This is a genomic window from Streptomyces sp. 3MP-14 (assembly GCF_006334905.2).
Taxonomy (GTDB): Bacteria; Actinomycetota; Actinomycetes; order Streptomycetales; family Streptomycetaceae; genus Streptomyces; species Streptomyces triticirhizae.
Genome location: NZ_VDLZ02000028.1, coordinates 29,409 through 44,734, shown reverse-complemented (window position 1 = coordinate 44,734; position 15,326 = coordinate 29,409). Strand labels below are relative to the sequence as shown.

The 15,326-nt window shown below is 74.9% G+C and carries 13 protein-coding genes; 3 read left to right on the top strand and 10 right to left on the bottom strand.

Features of this window, described 5'->3' with window-relative positions; translation table 11 throughout:
• Window positions 1–1,179: 1,179 nt before the first annotated feature.
• Window positions 1,180–2,355, bottom strand: coding sequence for an acyl-CoA dehydrogenase family protein (locus FH609_RS30430; protein WP_139675402.1), 1,176 nt, complete (start codon window positions 2,353–2,355; stop codon window positions 1,180–1,182).
• Window positions 2,356–2,409: 54 nt separating this feature from the next.
• Window positions 2,410–3,996: an MFS transporter gene (locus FH609_RS30425; RefSeq protein WP_139675404.1), complete on the bottom strand. Its 1,587-nt coding sequence runs from the start codon at window positions 3,994–3,996 to the stop codon at window positions 2,410–2,412.
• Window positions 3,997–4,344: 348 nt separating this feature from the next.
• On the opposite strand from FH609_RS30425, the gene FH609_RS30420 reads away from it, so the two are divergent.
• Window positions 4,345–5,313: a phosphatase PAP2 family protein gene (locus tag FH609_RS30420; protein ID WP_139675406.1), complete on the top strand. Its 969-nt coding sequence runs from the start codon at window positions 4,345–4,347 to the stop codon at window positions 5,311–5,313.
• Between the two features lie 36 nt (window positions 5,314–5,349).
• Here FH609_RS30420 and FH609_RS30415 read toward each other — a convergent pair whose 3' ends face one another.
• Window positions 5,350–5,565: a proteinase inhibitor I78 gene (locus tag FH609_RS30415; protein ID WP_193318127.1), complete on the bottom strand. Its 216-nt coding sequence runs from the start codon at window positions 5,563–5,565 to the stop codon at window positions 5,350–5,352.
• A 478-nt stretch (window positions 5,566–6,043) separates the two neighbouring features.
• On the opposite strand from FH609_RS30415, the gene FH609_RS30410 reads away from it, so the two are divergent.
• Together FH609_RS30410 and FH609_RS30405 are read left to right on the top strand one after the other, a co-directional pair.
• On the top strand, window positions 6,044–6,832 hold the full coding sequence (locus FH609_RS30410) for a hypothetical protein (RefSeq protein ID WP_139675408.1): 789 nt from the start codon (window positions 6,044–6,046) through the stop codon (window positions 6,830–6,832).
• A 169-nt stretch (window positions 6,833–7,001) separates the two neighbouring features.
• The gene (locus FH609_RS30405) at window positions 7,002–7,304 is read left to right on the top strand and encodes a hypothetical protein (protein ID WP_226962068.1); all 303 of its coding nucleotides are present in this window, start codon (window positions 7,002–7,004) and stop codon (window positions 7,302–7,304) included.
• Window positions 7,305–7,323: 19 nt separating this feature from the next.
• Here FH609_RS30405 and der read toward each other — a convergent pair whose 3' ends face one another.
• The 7 genes from der to FH609_RS30370 form a co-directional block, all read right to left on the bottom strand.
• Complete coding sequence (gene der, locus FH609_RS30400; RefSeq protein ID WP_139675410.1) at window positions 7,324–8,811, bottom strand: ribosome biogenesis GTPase Der; 1,488 nt, start codon at window positions 8,809–8,811, stop codon at window positions 7,324–7,326.
• A gap of 90 nt (window positions 8,812–8,901) precedes the next feature.
• Window positions 8,902–9,546 (bottom strand): lysophospholipid acyltransferase family protein, encoded by a 645-nt coding sequence (locus FH609_RS30395; protein WP_139675412.1) that lies wholly within the window; start codon window positions 9,544–9,546, stop codon window positions 8,902–8,904.
• On the bottom strand, window positions 9,543–10,271 hold the full coding sequence (gene cmk, locus FH609_RS30390; RefSeq protein WP_139675414.1) for a (d)CMP kinase: 729 nt from the start codon (window positions 10,269–10,271) through the stop codon (window positions 9,543–9,545). The genes FH609_RS30395 and cmk overlap by 4 nt, the downstream gene beginning before the upstream one ends.
• A 174-nt stretch (window positions 10,272–10,445) precedes the next feature.
• A complete protein-coding gene (locus FH609_RS30385; protein WP_139675416.1) occupies window positions 10,446–11,531 on the bottom strand; it encodes a prephenate dehydrogenase in 1,086 nt (361 codons plus the stop codon).
• 42 nt (window positions 11,532–11,573) lie between these two features.
• A complete protein-coding gene (locus tag FH609_RS30380) occupies window positions 11,574–13,004 on the bottom strand; it encodes a pseudouridine synthase (RefSeq protein ID WP_139675418.1) in 1,431 nt (476 codons plus the stop codon).
• The gene (gene scpB, locus FH609_RS30375) at window positions 13,004–13,804 is read right to left on the bottom strand and encodes an SMC-Scp complex subunit ScpB (protein WP_139675420.1); all 801 of its coding nucleotides are present in this window, start codon (window positions 13,802–13,804) and stop codon (window positions 13,004–13,006) included. Before scpB ends, FH609_RS30380 begins: the two co-directional genes overlap by 1 nt.
• The gene (locus FH609_RS30370; RefSeq protein ID WP_405379184.1) at window positions 13,801–14,862 is read right to left on the bottom strand and encodes a segregation and condensation protein A; all 1,062 of its coding nucleotides are present in this window, start codon (window positions 14,860–14,862) and stop codon (window positions 13,801–13,803) included. Before FH609_RS30370 ends, scpB begins: the two co-directional genes overlap by 4 nt.
• Window positions 14,863–15,326 lie beyond the last annotated feature (464 nt).

The window sequence follows — 15,326 nt, the reverse complement described above, 5'->3', positions numbered from 1 at the left end:
GGGGTGATCCCGGGGCCCACCGCCCGGCCGAGGCAAGGCAGTTCATGGGTGATACCGGGGCCCACCGCCCCCGCCCGAGCAGGGCAGTTCACGGGCCGGAGGTCCGCGACACTCGGGGAGAGCGAGCGGGGCGGGACGTTGCCGAGGCAGGGCAGTTCACGGGGCTGCGGCGGCGCCAAGCTCGATGCCCGAGGGCGCGAGGCCCCGGGGCCCGAACGCCCAGGAAGAGCGCGAGTCAGTTCGCGAGTCTTGCCACCCGCGACGCGCGGGGAGACGAGGCGCGGCCTTCGCCCCCACACCCGGACGTAGCCGGGCAGTCTCGAATCTGAGGCCCCCGACGCTCGGGACCACGGAGCGGGCCGTGGGCCCACCCCGCCTGGAACGGCACACGAGCCTGCCAGCAACGACGCTGGCCGGGGGCCCTGTACCCCACCGCCCAGGCGGGGTGGGGCAGTTCACGGGCCTGCGGCCCAGCTTGCCGAAAGGCGGGCTGGCTGCGCGGGGCCTCGGCTCCCCCGAAGCTCGGGCCTTGAACCCGACCGCTCGGGCGGGGCGGGGAGGTTCTCCGCCGGCGGGACCGACGACCTGGCGGGGACACAGCGGAGGCCGTCGCGACCCTCACCGTCCCGGCGGGGCGGAACGCCGAGGCGCGGGGGCCTGGGTCCAGCCCGCTGCTGGCTTGGCGAACACGGCGTGCGACGCAGGGAGTCGCGGGGTCGGCCGAGCGCCGCAGGGTAGGGCTCGGGGCCGGGGAGGTGCCGCGCGCCCCTCGCGGCGGGACACGTCGCATGGCGCCGCATCGGGCCCCGGCCCGAGCCATCGGGTGAGAGCGGAGTCGGCCCGGGTTGTCCGCGTTGCCGCACGGAACCTCATGCCGGAGGCGTTGGAGGGCCTAGCGGCCGGCACGCGCCGCGCGGGCGACGCCGGCCGCGAGGCCGGACCGGTTGTCCTCGTCGCGACTCCGGCCGGAACCGGTCGACCCGGCGGCAGCTCGCGCGCCGCGCGGCGACACCGGGAGTCCCGGGACGGACCAGGGCGTTCGCCTGCCCGACCCGGCGGCCGTCGTGGAGCCGAGCGGGCCGGCGTTCCGGCCCCCGGGCCAGCCGGTTCCGCCGCGCCCCAGGCGCGGCGGAACCGGCGAGGCCCGTCCAAGAAGCCCAGCGGCCTAGCGAACGGCGGCTAGCGAAACGCGTCGAGGCCCGTCAGCGCCTTGCCCAGCACCAGTTGGTGCATCTCGCTGGTGCCCTCGTAGGTGAGCACCGACTCCAGGTTCGCCATGTGCCGCAGCACGGGGTACTCGTGGGAGATCCCGTTCGCGCCCAGGATCGTCCTGGCGGTCCGGCAGATCGCCAGCGCCTCGCGGACGTTGTTGAGCTTGCCGAAGCTGACCTGTTCCGGCAGCAGGGTGCCGGCGTCCATCCGGCGGCCCAGGTGGTGGGCCAGCAGCAGGCCCTTGTGGAGTTCCAGGGTCATGTCGGCGAGCTTGGCCTGGGTGAGTTGGAAGCCGCCGATGGGCCGGCCGAACTGCTCGCGGGTGCGGGCGTAGTCGAGGGCCGTCTCCAGGCAGGTGCGGGCCGCGCCCAGCGCGCCCCAGATGATGCCGTAACGGGCGTGCGCCAGGCAGCTCAACGGTCCGCGCAGCCCCCGCGCCCCGGGCAGCGCCGCCTCGGCGGGCAGCCGCACCCCGTTCAGGACGAGTTCGCTGGTGACCGAGGCGCGCAGTGAGCCCTTGTGGCGGATGTCGGTGGCGGTGAAGCCGGGCGCCCCCTGCTCGACGAGGAAGCCCCGCACGCCGTCCTCGGCCCTGGCCCAGACCACCGCGACATCGGCCAGCGAGCCGTTGGTGATCCACGTCTTGCGGCCGGTCAACACCCAGTCGTCGCCGACCCGTTGGGCCCTGCTGCGCATCCCCGCCGGGTCGGAGCCGTGGTCCGGCTCGGTCAGCGCGAAGCAGCCGATGGTCTCCCCGGCCGCCATCGGCGGCAGCCAGCGTTGCCGCTGCTCCTCGGAGCCGAAGCGGTGGATCGCGTACATGGCCAACGAGCCCTGCACCGAGACCAGCGAGCGGATGCCGGAGTCCACCGCCTCCAACTCCAGGCAGACCAGCCCGTACTGGACGGCGGACGTGCCGGCGCAGCCGTAGCCCTCCAACGACATCCCCAGCGCGCCCAGCCCGCCCAACTCCCGTGCCAGGCCGCGCGGGTCGTCGACGGCGCCGCGCTCGTACCAGTCGACGATGTCCGGCAGCACCCGCCTGGCCGCCCAGTCGCGGACGGTGGCGCGCACCGCGCGGTCCTCGGGCGTCAGCAGTTCGTCCAGGCCCAGCGGGTCGGCGGGATCGATGGCTTCGGGCATGGCGGGGTGGCCTCTCAACTCAGCTCAACGCGGACGGGCGGGGCGCGGCCGACGTTACGGTCGGGTAACCCGGCTGGGCAAGAGCGGGCGCGCCGGCGGGTTGGCCGGCGCGCCGGCCTCGTTCCGGCCGAGCGAGGTCGGCAGCCGGAGGGCGACCAGCGCGCCGAGCACCAGCAGCGCGGCGCTGGCCAGCAGCGTCAGCCGCATCCCGTGCACGAACGCGTCCCTGGCGGCGGCGCGCAGCGCCTCGCCGGCGGGGCCGCCCAGCCGGTCGGCCACGGTGAGCGCCTCGCCCAGCGAGTGCGAGGCGGCGCCGGCCTCGGCGCGGGGAACGCCGTCGGCCGCGCGGACGGCGGGCCCGTAGAGCGCGTTCATCACGCTGCCGAGCAGCGCTATCCCGATGCCGGCGCCGAACTGGTAGGCGGTCTCCCCCACCGCCGCCGCCCCGCCGGCCTGCCCGGCCGGGGCGTCGCTGAGCAGCGACTCGTAGGCGCCGAACAGGGTGGTCTCCAGCCCGAAGCCGAGCAGCACGAAGCCGACGCAGAGCAGCAGCGGCCGGTCCACGGCGTCGAGGCCGGTGAGCAGCAGCACGGCGAGCACGGTCAACGCGAAGCCGCCGCCGACCATGCGGCGCGGGCCCAGCCACGGCAGCAGCCGGGAGCCGAGCAGCCCGGCGGCGACGGCCGCCACGCTCAGCGGCAGCAGGCGCAGCCCGGTCTCCAACGGCGAGAGGCCGAGCACCAGTTGGAGGTACTGGGCGGCGACCAGGGCGAGCCCGACGAGGGCCAGCACGGTCAGCACGACGCAGCCGGCGGAGGCGCCGAACGCCGGCCTGGCGAAGGCCGACAGATCCAACAGGGGTCGTTCGGCGGCCCGTTGCCGGCGGACGAAGGCGACCAGCAGCAGCGCCCCGAGCCCGGCGGCGAGCAGGGTGCCGGGCGTCGCCAGGTCGCCGCCCCCGGCGCGCTTGACCGCGAGGATGGTCGCGAACAGGCCGCCCGCCGCGCACAGCGCGCCCGTCACGTCGAACGGCCCCTCGCCGGGCCCGCTGGACTCCGGCACCAGCAGCCGGGCGACGGGCAGGCACAGCGCCATCAGCGGGACGTTGACCAGGAAAACCGCGCCCCACCAGAAGTGCTCCAGCAGCGCACCGCCGACCAGCGGCCCGATCGCGGCGCCCACGGCGGCGACGGCGCTCCAGACGCCGATGGCCAGGGCGCGCTCGCGGCGGTCGGGGAAGACCTGCCGCAGGATGGAGAGCGTCGCCGGCATGATCATCGCGCCGCCGGCGCCCAGCAGCGCGCGGGCCAGGATCAGCGGCAGCGGCCCGGTGGACAGCGCCGCCAGGGCGGAGGCCGCGCCGAAGCAGGCGTAGCCGAGCAGCAGCACCCGGCGGCGGCCGATCCGGTCGCCGAGGCTGCCGAAGAGGATCAACAGCGAGGCGCAGACCAGCGGATACGCGTCGACGATCCACAGCAGCTCGATCCCGCTCGGCCGCAGGTCCTCGCTGAGCGCGGGGACCGCGACATGGAGCACGGTGGCGTCGACGGCGACCAGGAACAGGCTGACGCACAGCACGACCAGGACCGTCCAGCGGTTCCGGTCCCTGGTGCGTGCTCCGGGGTGGGTGGACCCGGGCATCTCCGCACCTCTCCTCCGCGCGCGGTGCCCCTCGCCGCCCCGGGGGAACCCCGCGCTGCGCGGGCGCGGGCGAGGTGGGAGGGCAGACGGTGAGACACCCTACGGCAGCGGCCACAGGACGCCTTCGGGCACCCGTTCCGTTCACCGAGCGGCGCTCCGGGGAAAAGCAGATGAACGAGGGGCCCGAGGGAATAGCGGAAAAGATACTGGGAGGCTTATCCGGCGGGGCCGGAATTCGTGAAGCCCGGCGAATCACGGATTCCCCGACGGACCCGCGCACATCACATCGCCATTACGAACGCGGGCCTCGGGAGGAAGCCACGTATCGCGACCGGTAATCTTGCGAGAGTGCGCATCGACCGATTCTTCGCCCGCCTCGAACAGGAGCCACGGCCGCCCGACGTGCCGACTCCTGAGATGAGCCGCACCCGCCTGGGGCTGCTGTGGCTCACGGCGGGCATCTACGCGGCCATCGTGGCGGCGGTCTGCCTCACGTCCTGGCTGGTCCGGCTGGACTGGCAGGTGATGCTCTTCCGGCCCTACAAGCAGTGGCCCGAACTGCACGCGTTCCTCGACTACTTCGTGGTCCTGGGGCAGCGCGGGCCGACGGCCGTGCTGATCGCCGCCTGGCTCGGCTGGCGCTGCTGGCGCCAGCGGACGCTGCGCCCCCTGCTGGTGATGGCCTGCGCGCTGCTGCTGCTGAACCTCTCGGTCGGCGCCGCCAAGCTGGGCATGGGCCGCGAGGGGCCGCACTACGCGACGACCGTCGGCTCGAACGAGATGTGGCTGACCGGGGATATATTTCCCTCGGGCCACACCGCCAACGCCGTGGTGACCTGGGGCATTCTGGCCTATCTGGCCACCACCCCCACCGCCCGCAGGACGCTCTCGGTGATCGCCTCGGTCTTCGCCCTCGGCGTCGGCGCCACCACGGTCTACCTGGGCACCCACTGGGTGAGCGACGTGCTCCTCGGCTGGGCGGCCGGGCTGCTGATCCTGCTGGCGCTGCCCTGGTGCGAGCCGTTGATCACCCGGCTCAACGACACCCTGCTGCGGCACTGGAACCGGCTGCGCCGCGCGCCCTCCGAGCCGGTCGAGCCGGCCGAGCCGCTCGGCACCGGCGGCGGGCCGCGCCACCCGGAGCTGCCGGTCGCGCCGCGCCCCGAGGAGGAGCCGCGCCCGCACGCGCAGCCCGCCGTCGCGGCGGCCGCCCGCCCTGCCGGGCGGCTGGCCACGGTGGCGGTGCGCCCGGCGGGCAGCACCCGGCCCCACCCCACGCACCCGGAGCAGCCGGTCGGCCCGGCGAGCCGGCGCTGAGCGGCCGGCCCGCCTCCCGAACCGCCACGGCGGGACTCAGCCGCGCCAGCAGCGCACCACGGCGCCGTCCCGCACCGCGAAGTTGATGCGGCCCGGCATGAACTCCATGGTCACGATCGCGTCGGGGGCCAGCTGGCGCACGGTGCGCCAGCCCCGGCCCCTGGCCCGCTCCTCGGCCAGCTCGGCGGCCATGCCGACATAGGCGTCGGGGTTGTCGTCGGGGGACCTGGGGGGCTTCGGCAACGGTGGCATGGCCTCACCGTACGACCTGCCTCCCGGGGCCCGGAAGGCCGGCCGGGATCGGGAAACGGTCACGCTTGTGTCACAACCGCGTCCCCGGTCCTTCCTTCAGGGGAAGGTGCGCGTTTTGTAATGGCCGTGCCCGGGCGCCGTGGACCTCGACGTTTCTTCTCGGCTTTTCCGACGACCCGACGGGCGGTTTTCCGCACGTTTTTCCGGCGGATTTCGCGGGGCGATCGCCGCGCTTGCCGTGGGGGGAGGTTCACGTTTCCTCACCACCTCGGTGAACGGACGGTTTAGGCGGACTGTCGGTCACGCGGCCACCCGGCGACGGGCGGGTGGCCGCCCGTTTCCCGGAACTTCACCGGTCGCCCCGCGCCGCCCGCCCCGTCCCCCACGGGCGGCGCAGCGTGACCCGGGCCCGTCTCCCGGCGTTGTGCACGGGGCACCCGCCGTGAAGGGCGGGCAGAACCCGAACCGAGGAGCGACCGTGTCCCCCTTGCTCGACGTCAGCGACGACGTACGCGCCGAGATCGGCGACGAAGAAGCCGAACGGCTGCTCGCCGGCGAGAACGCCCCGGGCGCCTACGACTGCACCTCCTGCCGCACCCCCGGCAACACCGCCCAGGAGCGCACCAGCACCGTGCTCTTCGTCGGCGGGGAGACCGCCGTGCTGGCCTTCGCGCACGCCTCCTGCATCCCCTCCCAGGTGGTCTCCGTCTCCGAGGAGCAGCTGCGCGGGGCGGTGCGTTCCATCACCGGCCAGAGCCAGCCGACGGCCCAGCCCGCCGAGCCGGCCGCCCAGAACCAGGCGGTGCTCGGCGTCACCTGCGGCCAGATCCTGATCGAGGACGAGCTGTTCCCCGCGATCGTCGTGGAGCCCACCGCGCCGATCGTGCGCCCCGGCTCCCAGGGCCCGGGGGACGACTTCCTGCCGCTGCTGATCGAGGCCGGCTTCGTTCCGGTCAGCGACGTCGCCACGCCGCCCAGCCCGATCGCCGGCTGGTCGGTGCTGCTGGCGATGGGCAAGCTGCACGCGGTGCTCCAGAACGACCCGGCCGGCGGCGACGCCAGCGCCTGGTGGCAGGCGCACGAGCCGCTGTCGGTCACCGACGGCTGGCGGGCCACCGCCAACCAGCGGCACACCGTGCTGGTCTACGCGGCGCCGGCCGGCACCATCGGCCAGCAGCCGAGGGAGGACCTGCTGCGGGAGGCGCTGGAGAAGGCGGCGGCCGGCGGGCTGCTGGTGGCCGCCGCGATGCCGCTGGCCGGCACCTGAGCCGACCCGCCGCCGGCCGTTCCCCCCTCGCGCGGCCGTTCCCCCGCGTCGGGGGCGCGGCCGGGCGGGCGGAACGGGCGGAACGATCCGGCTGAGACGCCTGCTGAGACGATCGAGTACACTGCGGGCCAGAGCCGCATCCGGTGCCGGGCCCGGTCGTTGGTTGAACGTGCACCCTTACGAACCGCAACGAACCTCCCCCTCGCTCCGCCCCGCCACCGGCGCCATCCCCGGGATGCGCGCCCCCTACGAACGGTCAGGCGGCGGCTCGGCCACCCCGATCTACGACTCGCTGTGCGCGGAGTACCGACGGCTGTTCCGGGCGCTGCCCGGGGACCGCAGCGGCGAGGAGGAGCTGAGGTTCGTCGGCTTCAACACCATCAGGGGCGTGGGCGTGGGGAGTTGGCGCCACCTGGAGTACCGGGGCGGCGGGCCGGCCCGGGCGGAGCTGCCGCCCGGGCGGTCCGAGTAGGGCCCCCGCCGGAACGCCGTTACTTCTTGCGGCCGCGCTTCTCCCGCACCCGCACCGACAGCTGGATCGGCGTTCCCTCGAAGCCGAACTCCTCGCGCAGCCGCCGCTCGATGAACCGGCGGTAGCTGGCCTCCAGGAAGCCGGAGGCGAACAGCACGAAGCGGGGCGGCCTGGTGCCGGCCTGGGTGCCGAAGAGAATCCTGGGCTGCTTCCCGCCCCGCACCGGGTGCGGGTGGGAGGCCACCAGCTCGCCGAGGAACCCGTTGAGCCGGCCGGTCGGCACCCGGTACTCCCAGCTCGCCAGCGCCGTGTCGATCGCGGGCACCAGTTTCTCCAGGTGCCGCCCGGTGCGCGCCGAGATGTTGACCCTCGGCGCCCAGCGGACCCGGACCAGCTCCTGCTCGATCTCCCGCTCCAGGTAGTAGCGGCGCTCCTCGTCGAGGGTGTCCCACTTGTTGTAGGCGATGACCAGCGCCCGGCCGGCCTCCACGGCCATCGTGATGATCCGGGTGTCCTGCACGCTGATCGACTCGGTGACGTCGATCAGCACCACGGCCGCCTCCGCCTTCTCCAGCGCGGCCGCCGTGCGCAGCGAGGCATAGTAGTCGGCGCCGCCCTGGAGGTGGACGCGGCGCCTGATGCCGGCGGTGTCCACGAACCGCCAGGTCCTGCCGGCCAGTTCGATCAGCTCGTCGACCGGGTCCCTGGTGGTGCCCGCGGTGGCGTCCACCACCACCCGGTCCTCGTTGGCGACCTTGTTGAGCAGCGAGGACTTGCCGACGTTGGGCCGGCCGATCAGGGCGATCCGGCGGGGGCCGCCCACGATGTCGCCGAAGGTCTGCGCGGGCGCCTCGGGCAGCGCCTCCAGCACGGCGTCCAGCATGTCGCCGGTGCCCCGGCCGTGCAGCGCGGAGACCGCGTGCGGCTCGCCCATGCCGAGCGACCACAGGTAGGCCGCCTCGGCCTCCATGGTGGGGCCGTCCACCTTGTTGGCGCACAGCACCACCGGCTTGCCGGCCTTGCGCAGCAGCTTGACGACGGCGGCGTCGGTGTCGGTGGCGCCGACCGTCGCGTCCACGACCAGCACCACGGCGTCGGCCGCCTCGATCGCGAACTCGGCCTGCGCGGCCACCGACGCCTGGATGCCGAGCACGTCCTGCTCCCAGCCGCCGGTGTCCACCACCTTGAAGCGGCGGCCGGCCCACTCGGCCTCGTAGGTCACCCGGTCCCTGGTGACGCCCGGCCGGTCCTCGACGACCGCCTCGCGGCGGCCCAGGATGCGGTTGACCAGGGTGGACTTGCCGACGTTGGGCCGGCCGACGACGGCCAGGACCGGCAGCGGTCCCGAGGCCGCCGCCGCCAGCTCGCCCTCGATCTCGTCGGCCTCGAAGCCCTCCTGCTCGGCGATCCGCAGGAACTCGTCGTAGTCGCCCTCGTCGAGCGCGCCATGGCCGGCCAGCTGCCCTGGGTGGTGACCGGGCTCGCCCGGGGTGTTCTGGTCGTTCATGGCGTTACGTCTACCTCGTCCGTCGTGTTCGTGCGTCGTGTCGTCGTGCGTCTGTGCGGGTGCGTGCGTTCCCGCGCCCCGGGCGCCGGCCTAGCGGTCGGTGGCCCTTCGGGCCCGGCGCACATGGTCGGCCAGCCGGGCCTGGAGTTCGGCGCTCGCCCGGTCCAACGCCGCCCGGCCCCGCCGGCTTCCCCCGGCCCCTTCGAGGGTGAACGGCTCGCCGAACACCACGTCGACCCGGGAGCGCAGCGGCGGCAGCGGCCGCAGCAGCCGGCCGGGCCGGTCGCCGCCCAGCACCGCGACCGGCTGCACCGGGGCGCCGGAGCGGAGCGCGAAGTACGCCAGGCCCGCGCGCACGGCGGCGAAGTCGCCCCTGCCCCGCGTCCCCTCGGGGAAGATCCCCAGCACCTCGCCCCGTTCCAGCACGCCGTTGGCGGCGCGCACCGCGGCCAGGTCGGTGGCCTCCCGGTCCACCCCGATCTGGCCTATCCCGCGCAGGAACGGGCCGAGCGGGCCGACGAACGCCTCCCGTTTGATCAGGAAACGCACCGGACGGGGCGCGGTGCCCAGCAGCACCGGGCCGTCCACGTTGTGGGTGTGGTTGACCGCGAGGATCAACGGGCCGGCCGGGGGCGTCCGCCACGCGCCCAGCACCCGGGGGCGCCACGCGGTGTGGATCACCCCGCGCGCCAGCCGGTGGCCGGCGACGGCGCCCCGGGCGCCGGGTGGGGTCATCGCGCGCGCCGCCCCCGTTCCTCGATGAGGGTCACCACACACTCGATGACCTGCTCCAGGGTCAGCTCGCTGGTGTCCACCTCGGTGGCGTCCGCCGCCTTGGCCAGCGGCGAGGTCTTGCGCCGCGAGTCCGCCGCGTCCCGGCGCAGCAGCGCGGCCTGGGTGGCGGCGACGTCCGAACCGGCCTGGGCCGTGGGCGCCGACGAGCCGGCGCGGCCGGCCAGTTCGGCGCTGCGGCGGGCGGCCCGCACCTCGGGCGAGGCGGTGAGGAAGATCTTGACGTCGGCGTCCGGCAGCACGGTGGTGCCGATGTCCCGGCCCTCCACCACGATGCCCTCGGCGGCGCCGGCGGCGATGGACCGCTGAAGCTCGGTGATCCGGGCCCGCACCTCGGGAACGGCGCTGACCGCGCTGACCGCGCCGGTGACCTGCCGGCCCCGGATCGGCGCGGCCACGTCGGTGCCGTCCACGGTGATGGTGGGCGCCAGCGGGTCGGTGCCGGAGACGATCGTCGGCTTGCCGGCGGCCGCCGCCACCGCCTCGGCGTCGTCCACGTCGATGCCGGCGTTCAGCATCCACCAGGTGATCGCGCGGTACTGGGCCCCGGTGTCCAGGTAACGCAGCCCCATGCGCGCGGCCACCGCCTTGGACGTGCTCGACTTGCCGGTGCCGGATGGGCCATCGATGGCGACGACGACGGGAGTTGCGACCACGGCGGTGGACACCTTTCGCAGTGTTGGGACGGGAGCGGGGCGCCGGCCCCGGTGCGGAGCTGCGGGCTTCCGGCAGACGCACGGGCCCCCGGCGGAGTGGGGCCGGAAGGCCCACCGGGCAAGGGTACCGGCCCCGGGGAGGCCGTTCGCCGGCCACCCGGGGCGGGCGCCACCCGGGGCGGGCGGCTACTGCCGCAGGGACCAGCCGCGTTCGCGCAGCGCCGCCGCCAGCGGCGGGGCCGCCGCCGGCTCGACGACCAGCTGCACCAGGCCGGCCTGCTGGCCGGTGGCGTGCTCGATCCGCACGTCCTCGATGTTGACGCCGGCCCGGCCGGCGTCGGCGAAGATGCTCGCCAGCTCCCCCGGGCGGTCGTTGATCAGCACCGCCACGGTCTCATAACTGGCCGGCGCCGCGCCGTGCTTGCCCGGCACCCGCTCCCGGCCGGCGTTCCCGCGCCGCAGCACGGCCTCGATGCCGGCGGCGCCCTCCGAACGCTTCTGCTCGTCGGCGGACTCCAGGGCGCGCAGCGAACGCACCGTCCGGTCCAGGTCGGCCGCCACCTCGGCGAGCACGTCGGCGACCGGGCCCGGGTTGGCGGCCAGGATCTCGATCCACATCCGGGGGTCGGACGCGGCGATCCTGGTCACGTCCCTGATGCCCTGCCCGCACAGCCGCACCGCCGCCTCGTCGGCCGACTCCAGGCGGGCCGCGACCAGGCTGGAGACCAGCTGCGGGGTGTGCGAGACCAGCGCGACCGCGCGGTCGTGGGCCGCCGCGTCCATCATCACCGGCACGGCGCGGCAGAGCGAGGCCAGCTCCAGGACCAGATTGACCACCTCGGTCCTGGTCTCGGGCGTCGGGGTCAGCACCCAGGGCCGGCCCTCGAACAGGTCGGCCGAGGCGGCCATCGGGCCCGAGCGCTCCCGGCCCGCCATGGGGTGGGTGCCCAGGTAGCTGGCCGGGTCCCCGCCGAGCGCCGCCAACTCACCGGCCGGGCCCGCCTTGACGCTGCCCACGTCCACATAGGCCCGGGCGGCGCCCCGCCGCTGGAGTTCCGCGACGGTGGCGGCGATCCTGGTGGGCGGAACGGCGACCACGACCAGCTCCACCCGGCCCTGGGGCGGGTCCTCGCTGCCGGCGCCCAGGGCGGCGGCGGTGCGGCGACGGTCCTGGTCGTGGTCGTCGAGGTGGACGTGGACGCCCCGGGCGGAGAGGGCCAGGGCCACGGAGGTCCCGATCAGACCGCAGCCGATGACGAGAGCGGTGCGCATCCCCCCAGCGTAGCCGCGCCGCCCGGGCGGCCGGCCTCGGCCCTAGAGGCCGACCTCCTTCATCAGCCGGCCCACCTCGGTGTTGGTCATCCGGCGCAGCCAGCCCGACTTCTGGTCGCCCAGCACGATCGGGCCGAACGCGGTGCGCACCAGCCGGTCCACCGGGAAGCCGACCTCGGCCAGCATCCGCCGCACGATGTGCTTGCGCCCCTCGTGCAGGACCACCTCGACCAGGTAGTTCTTCCCGGTGTTCTCCACCACCCGGAAGTGGTCGGCCCTGACGTGGCCGTCCTCCAGGCGGACGCCCTCCTTGAGGCGCTTGCCCAGGTCACGCGGGATGGGCCCCTGGATCGCCGCGAGATAGGTCTTGGTCACCCCGTACCTGGGGTGGGTCAGCCGGTGGGCCAGCTCGCCGTGGTTGGTGAGCAGGATCAGGCCCTCGGTCTCGGTGTCCAGCCGTCCCACGTGGAAGAGGCGGGTCTCCCGGTTCTGCACGTAGTCGCCCAGGCACTGCCGCCCGTCCGGGTCCTCCATCGCGGAGACCACGCCGGCCGGCTTGTTGAGCGCGAAGTACAGGTGCGACTGGCTGGCGACGGTGAGGCCGTCCACCTTGATCTCGTCCTTGGCCGGGTCGACCCGGCGCCCCTGGGAGGTGACGACCCGGCCGTTCACCTCGACCCTGGACTGGTCGATCAGCTCCTCGCAGGCGCGCCGCGAGCCGAGCCCGGCCCGCGCCAGCACCTTCTGGAGCCGCTCGCCCTCGGGCTCGTCGAACGTCCTGGGCAGCTTGCGCGTCGGCTTGTCCGGGTGCCGCTCGCGGTTGCGCTCCTCGATCTGGGCCTCGTACTCGCGGGACCTGGTCGGCGGCGCCGGGCGCCGCCGGGGCGTCGCGGAGCCGCTCCGGCCTCGGCCGCGCGCCGGGGGCGCGCCGCCACCGGGCCCGCGCCGGTCATCGCGTCGATCGCCCGAGCCACGGCGGTCGTCCCGCCGGTCATCGCGTCGATCGCCCGTTCCGCGCCGGTCGTCGCGGCGTTCATCGCGTCGATCGCCCGTTCCGCGCCGGTCGTCGCGGCGTTCATCGCGTCGATCGCCCGCTCCGCGCCGGTCGTCCCAGCCGGCCGAGCCGCGTGCGCCGCCCGCTCCGCGCGGGCCGCCCGTTCCACGGGGGCCGCCCGAGCCGCGTGGGGCCGATCCGCGTCGGTCGTCGCGGCGGTCTCCCGTTCCACGGCGATCGCCGGAGCCGGCCCGGTCGTTGCGGCGTTCGCCCTGGTCATAGCGGCGCTCCTCGGGGCGTGGCCGGCCCGAACGGCTCGGCCGGTCGTCGCGGTCGTAGCCCGCGCCGCCCCGGGTGTTCCGGTTGGGCCGGTCGTTCCGGTTGTCCCGGCCGTCGCGGTCGTTCCGGTTGGTGGTCTGCCGGTTCCGGTTGGTGCCCCGGCTGTTGTCCCGGCTGTTGTGCTGGCCGCTGCTTCGCATTAATGATCCGTTGGGGAGTCGCCGCTGTCGTCTGCATCTACGTCGAACGACGGCACACCCTCCTGGCTCTCGCCCTCGACCTGGTCCGCTTCCGGAAGGAAGGGCGCCAACTCGGGAAGTTCGTCCAGGCCGCGCAGGCCCATCCGCTCCAGAAAGTAGTGCGTCGTCTCATACAGGATCGCACCTGTTTCGGGTTCGGTGCCCGCCTCGGCCAAGAGCCCCCGCTGAAGCAGGGTGCGCATCACGCCGTCACAGTTCACGCCGCGGATCGCGGAGACCCGGGAACGGCTCACCGGCTGGCGGTAGGCGACGACCGCCAACGTCTCCAGCGCGGCCTGGGTCAGCCGGGCGTGCTGGCCGTCCAGCACGAAGCGGTCGACGGCGGACGAGTAGGCGGCCCGGGTGTAGTAACGCCAACCGCCGGCGACCAGCCGCAGCTCGAACCCCCGGCCGTCCCTGGTGTACTCGTCGGCCAGTTCGCGCAGCGCGTCGGCGACGGCCCGCCGGGGAAAGCCGAGCACCTTCGCCAGGTGCTCCTCGGTGGCGGGCTCGTCGACGACCATCAACACCGCCTCCAGGGCGGGCTTGATCGCGGGTTCCCCTGCCGGGGGCTCCGGGGACTCCCCGCCGTGCGGCCCGGGGGCCGCCGGCGGCTCCCCGGGCGGGGCGTCGGCCGCCGCCGGTGGTTCCGCAGGCGCGGTGTCGGTCGTCGCCTCGGGGCGCTCCGCCGTGGCCTCGGCGGTCTCCGTCTCGGCCGTCTCGGCCGTCGCGGCGCTCTCGGCGGTCTCCGGGGTGGTCATGTCGCTTCGCCTTCCCTCTGGCCTTCCTCGGGCGCGGGCGGCGCCGCCCCGGGTGAACCCGCCCTGCCGGTGCGCCCGTTGCCGCTCTCGGCGGCCTCCTCGGCACCGGCGACCTGGTCGAACTCGTCGCTGACCAACGTGCGGCCCGGCTCGGCGCCGCTCCAGCGCACCAGCAACGGGCCCAGCGCCTCCTCCTGTTCGAGCGCCACGGCACGCTCCCGGTACAGCTCCAGCAGCGCGAGGAAGCGGGCCACCACGGTCAGGGTGTCCGGTGCGTCCCCCGTCAACTCGGCGAACGTCGCCGAGCCCACCTCCTGCAGCCGGCTGATCACCACCTCCGCCTGCTCGCGGACGCTGACCAGCGGGGCGTGAATGTGCTCGACATAGACCTCGGGCTTGGGCTTGGGCTGCATCGCCTTGACCGCGAGCCGGGCGAAGCCCTCGGGCCCGATCTTGATCACCACGTCGGGCAGCAGCTCCGCGTGGTGCGGCTCCAGCCCGACGGTGCGGGGGTGCCGCAGCGCCTCGTCGGCGAGCCGGTCCGCGAAGATCTCGGCGATCTGCTTGAACGCGCGGTACTGCAACAGGCGGGCGAAGAGCAGGTCCCTGGCCTCCAGCAGGGCGAGGTCGGCCTCGTCCTCCACCTCGGCGGTGGGCAGCAGCCGCGCCGCCTTCAGGTCGAGCAGGGTGGCCGCCACTACCAGGAACTCGGTCGTCTGATCGAGGTCGCCGTCCGGGCCCATGGCCCGGAGGTGAGCGAGGAAGTCGTCGGTGACCCGCGACAACGCGACCTCGGTGACGTCCAGCCGGTGCCGGGAGATCAACTGGAGCAGCAGGTCGAACGGCCCCTCGAAGTTCTCAAGAACGACCCGAAACGTGGTGCCTCCGGCGGGGTCGCCGGCGCCTTCGGCGGGGGCGGGGTGGGCGGCCACGCCGCCAGGGGCGGCACCCTGCCCGCCCGACGTGCGGGAGTTGGCGGACACACCGACGCCTCCGGCGGGGGCGGTGGTGCCGACGACCTCGCCGTCCAACGGGGTGCCCTGCCCGGGCAGGACCAAGAAATTCTCGCTCGACCTGCGGGAACTGGCGGACACCGTGCCGGCAGCTCCGGCCGGGGCGGGGGCGGCGGCATCGCCGCCGGCGGCAGAGCTGGCGGAGGCAGCCTGCCCGGCAGGCCAGGCGCTCGACTCCCCACCCTCAGGGTGGGAGTTACCGGCCGAACCGCCAGCAGCGGCAGGGGCGGCGGCCGGACCGGGAACCGCGTCGCCGCCGGCACGGTCGGCGGAACCGACGGCCTCCCCGGGGCGGGCTGACGGGCTGCCGGCGGCGCCGGTAGGTTCAGCGGGCTCACCGGCCGGAGAGACGGCCTGCTCGGTCGCGGCGCGGGAGGCGGGAACGGCCCCCGGCACTGCGGCGTCGTCGCCGTCGTCGTCTTCGGCGGGCACCCAGGCGGCGGCCGGCTCACCCGCCGGGATGGGCACGTTGGCGCCCCGGCCGTCCAACTCCCCGGATGGCAGCCCCC

Bases quoted from the DNA above. Each gene is read 5' to 3' on its own strand.
- scpB (WP_139675420.1), bottom strand. From the start codon at position 13,804: ATGACCACCCCGGAGACCGCCGAGAGCGCCGCGACGGCCGAGACGGCC.
- FH609_RS30380 (WP_139675418.1), bottom strand. From the start codon at position 13,004: ATGCGAAGCAGCGGCCAGCACAACAGCCGGGACAACAGCCGGGGCACC.
- FH609_RS30425 (WP_139675404.1), bottom strand. From the start codon at position 3,996: ATGCCCGGGTCCACCCACCCCGGAGCACGCACCAGGGACCGGAACCGC.
- der (WP_139675410.1), bottom strand. From the start codon at position 8,811: ATGAACGACCAGAACACCCCGGGCGAGCCCGGTCACCACCCAGGGCAG.
- FH609_RS30385 (WP_139675416.1), bottom strand. From the start codon at position 11,531: ATGCGCACCGCTCTCGTCATCGGCTGCGGTCTGATCGGGACCTCCGTG.
- FH609_RS30430 (WP_139675402.1), bottom strand. From the start codon at position 2,355: ATGCCCGAAGCCATCGATCCCGCCGACCCGCTGGGCCTGGACGAACTG.
- FH609_RS30415 (WP_193318127.1), bottom strand. From the start codon at position 5,565: ATGCCACCGTTGCCGAAGCCCCCCAGGTCCCCCGACGACAACCCCGAC.
- FH609_RS30395 (WP_139675412.1), bottom strand. From the start codon at position 9,546: ATGACCCCACCCGGCGCCCGGGGCGCCGTCGCCGGCCACCGGCTGGCG.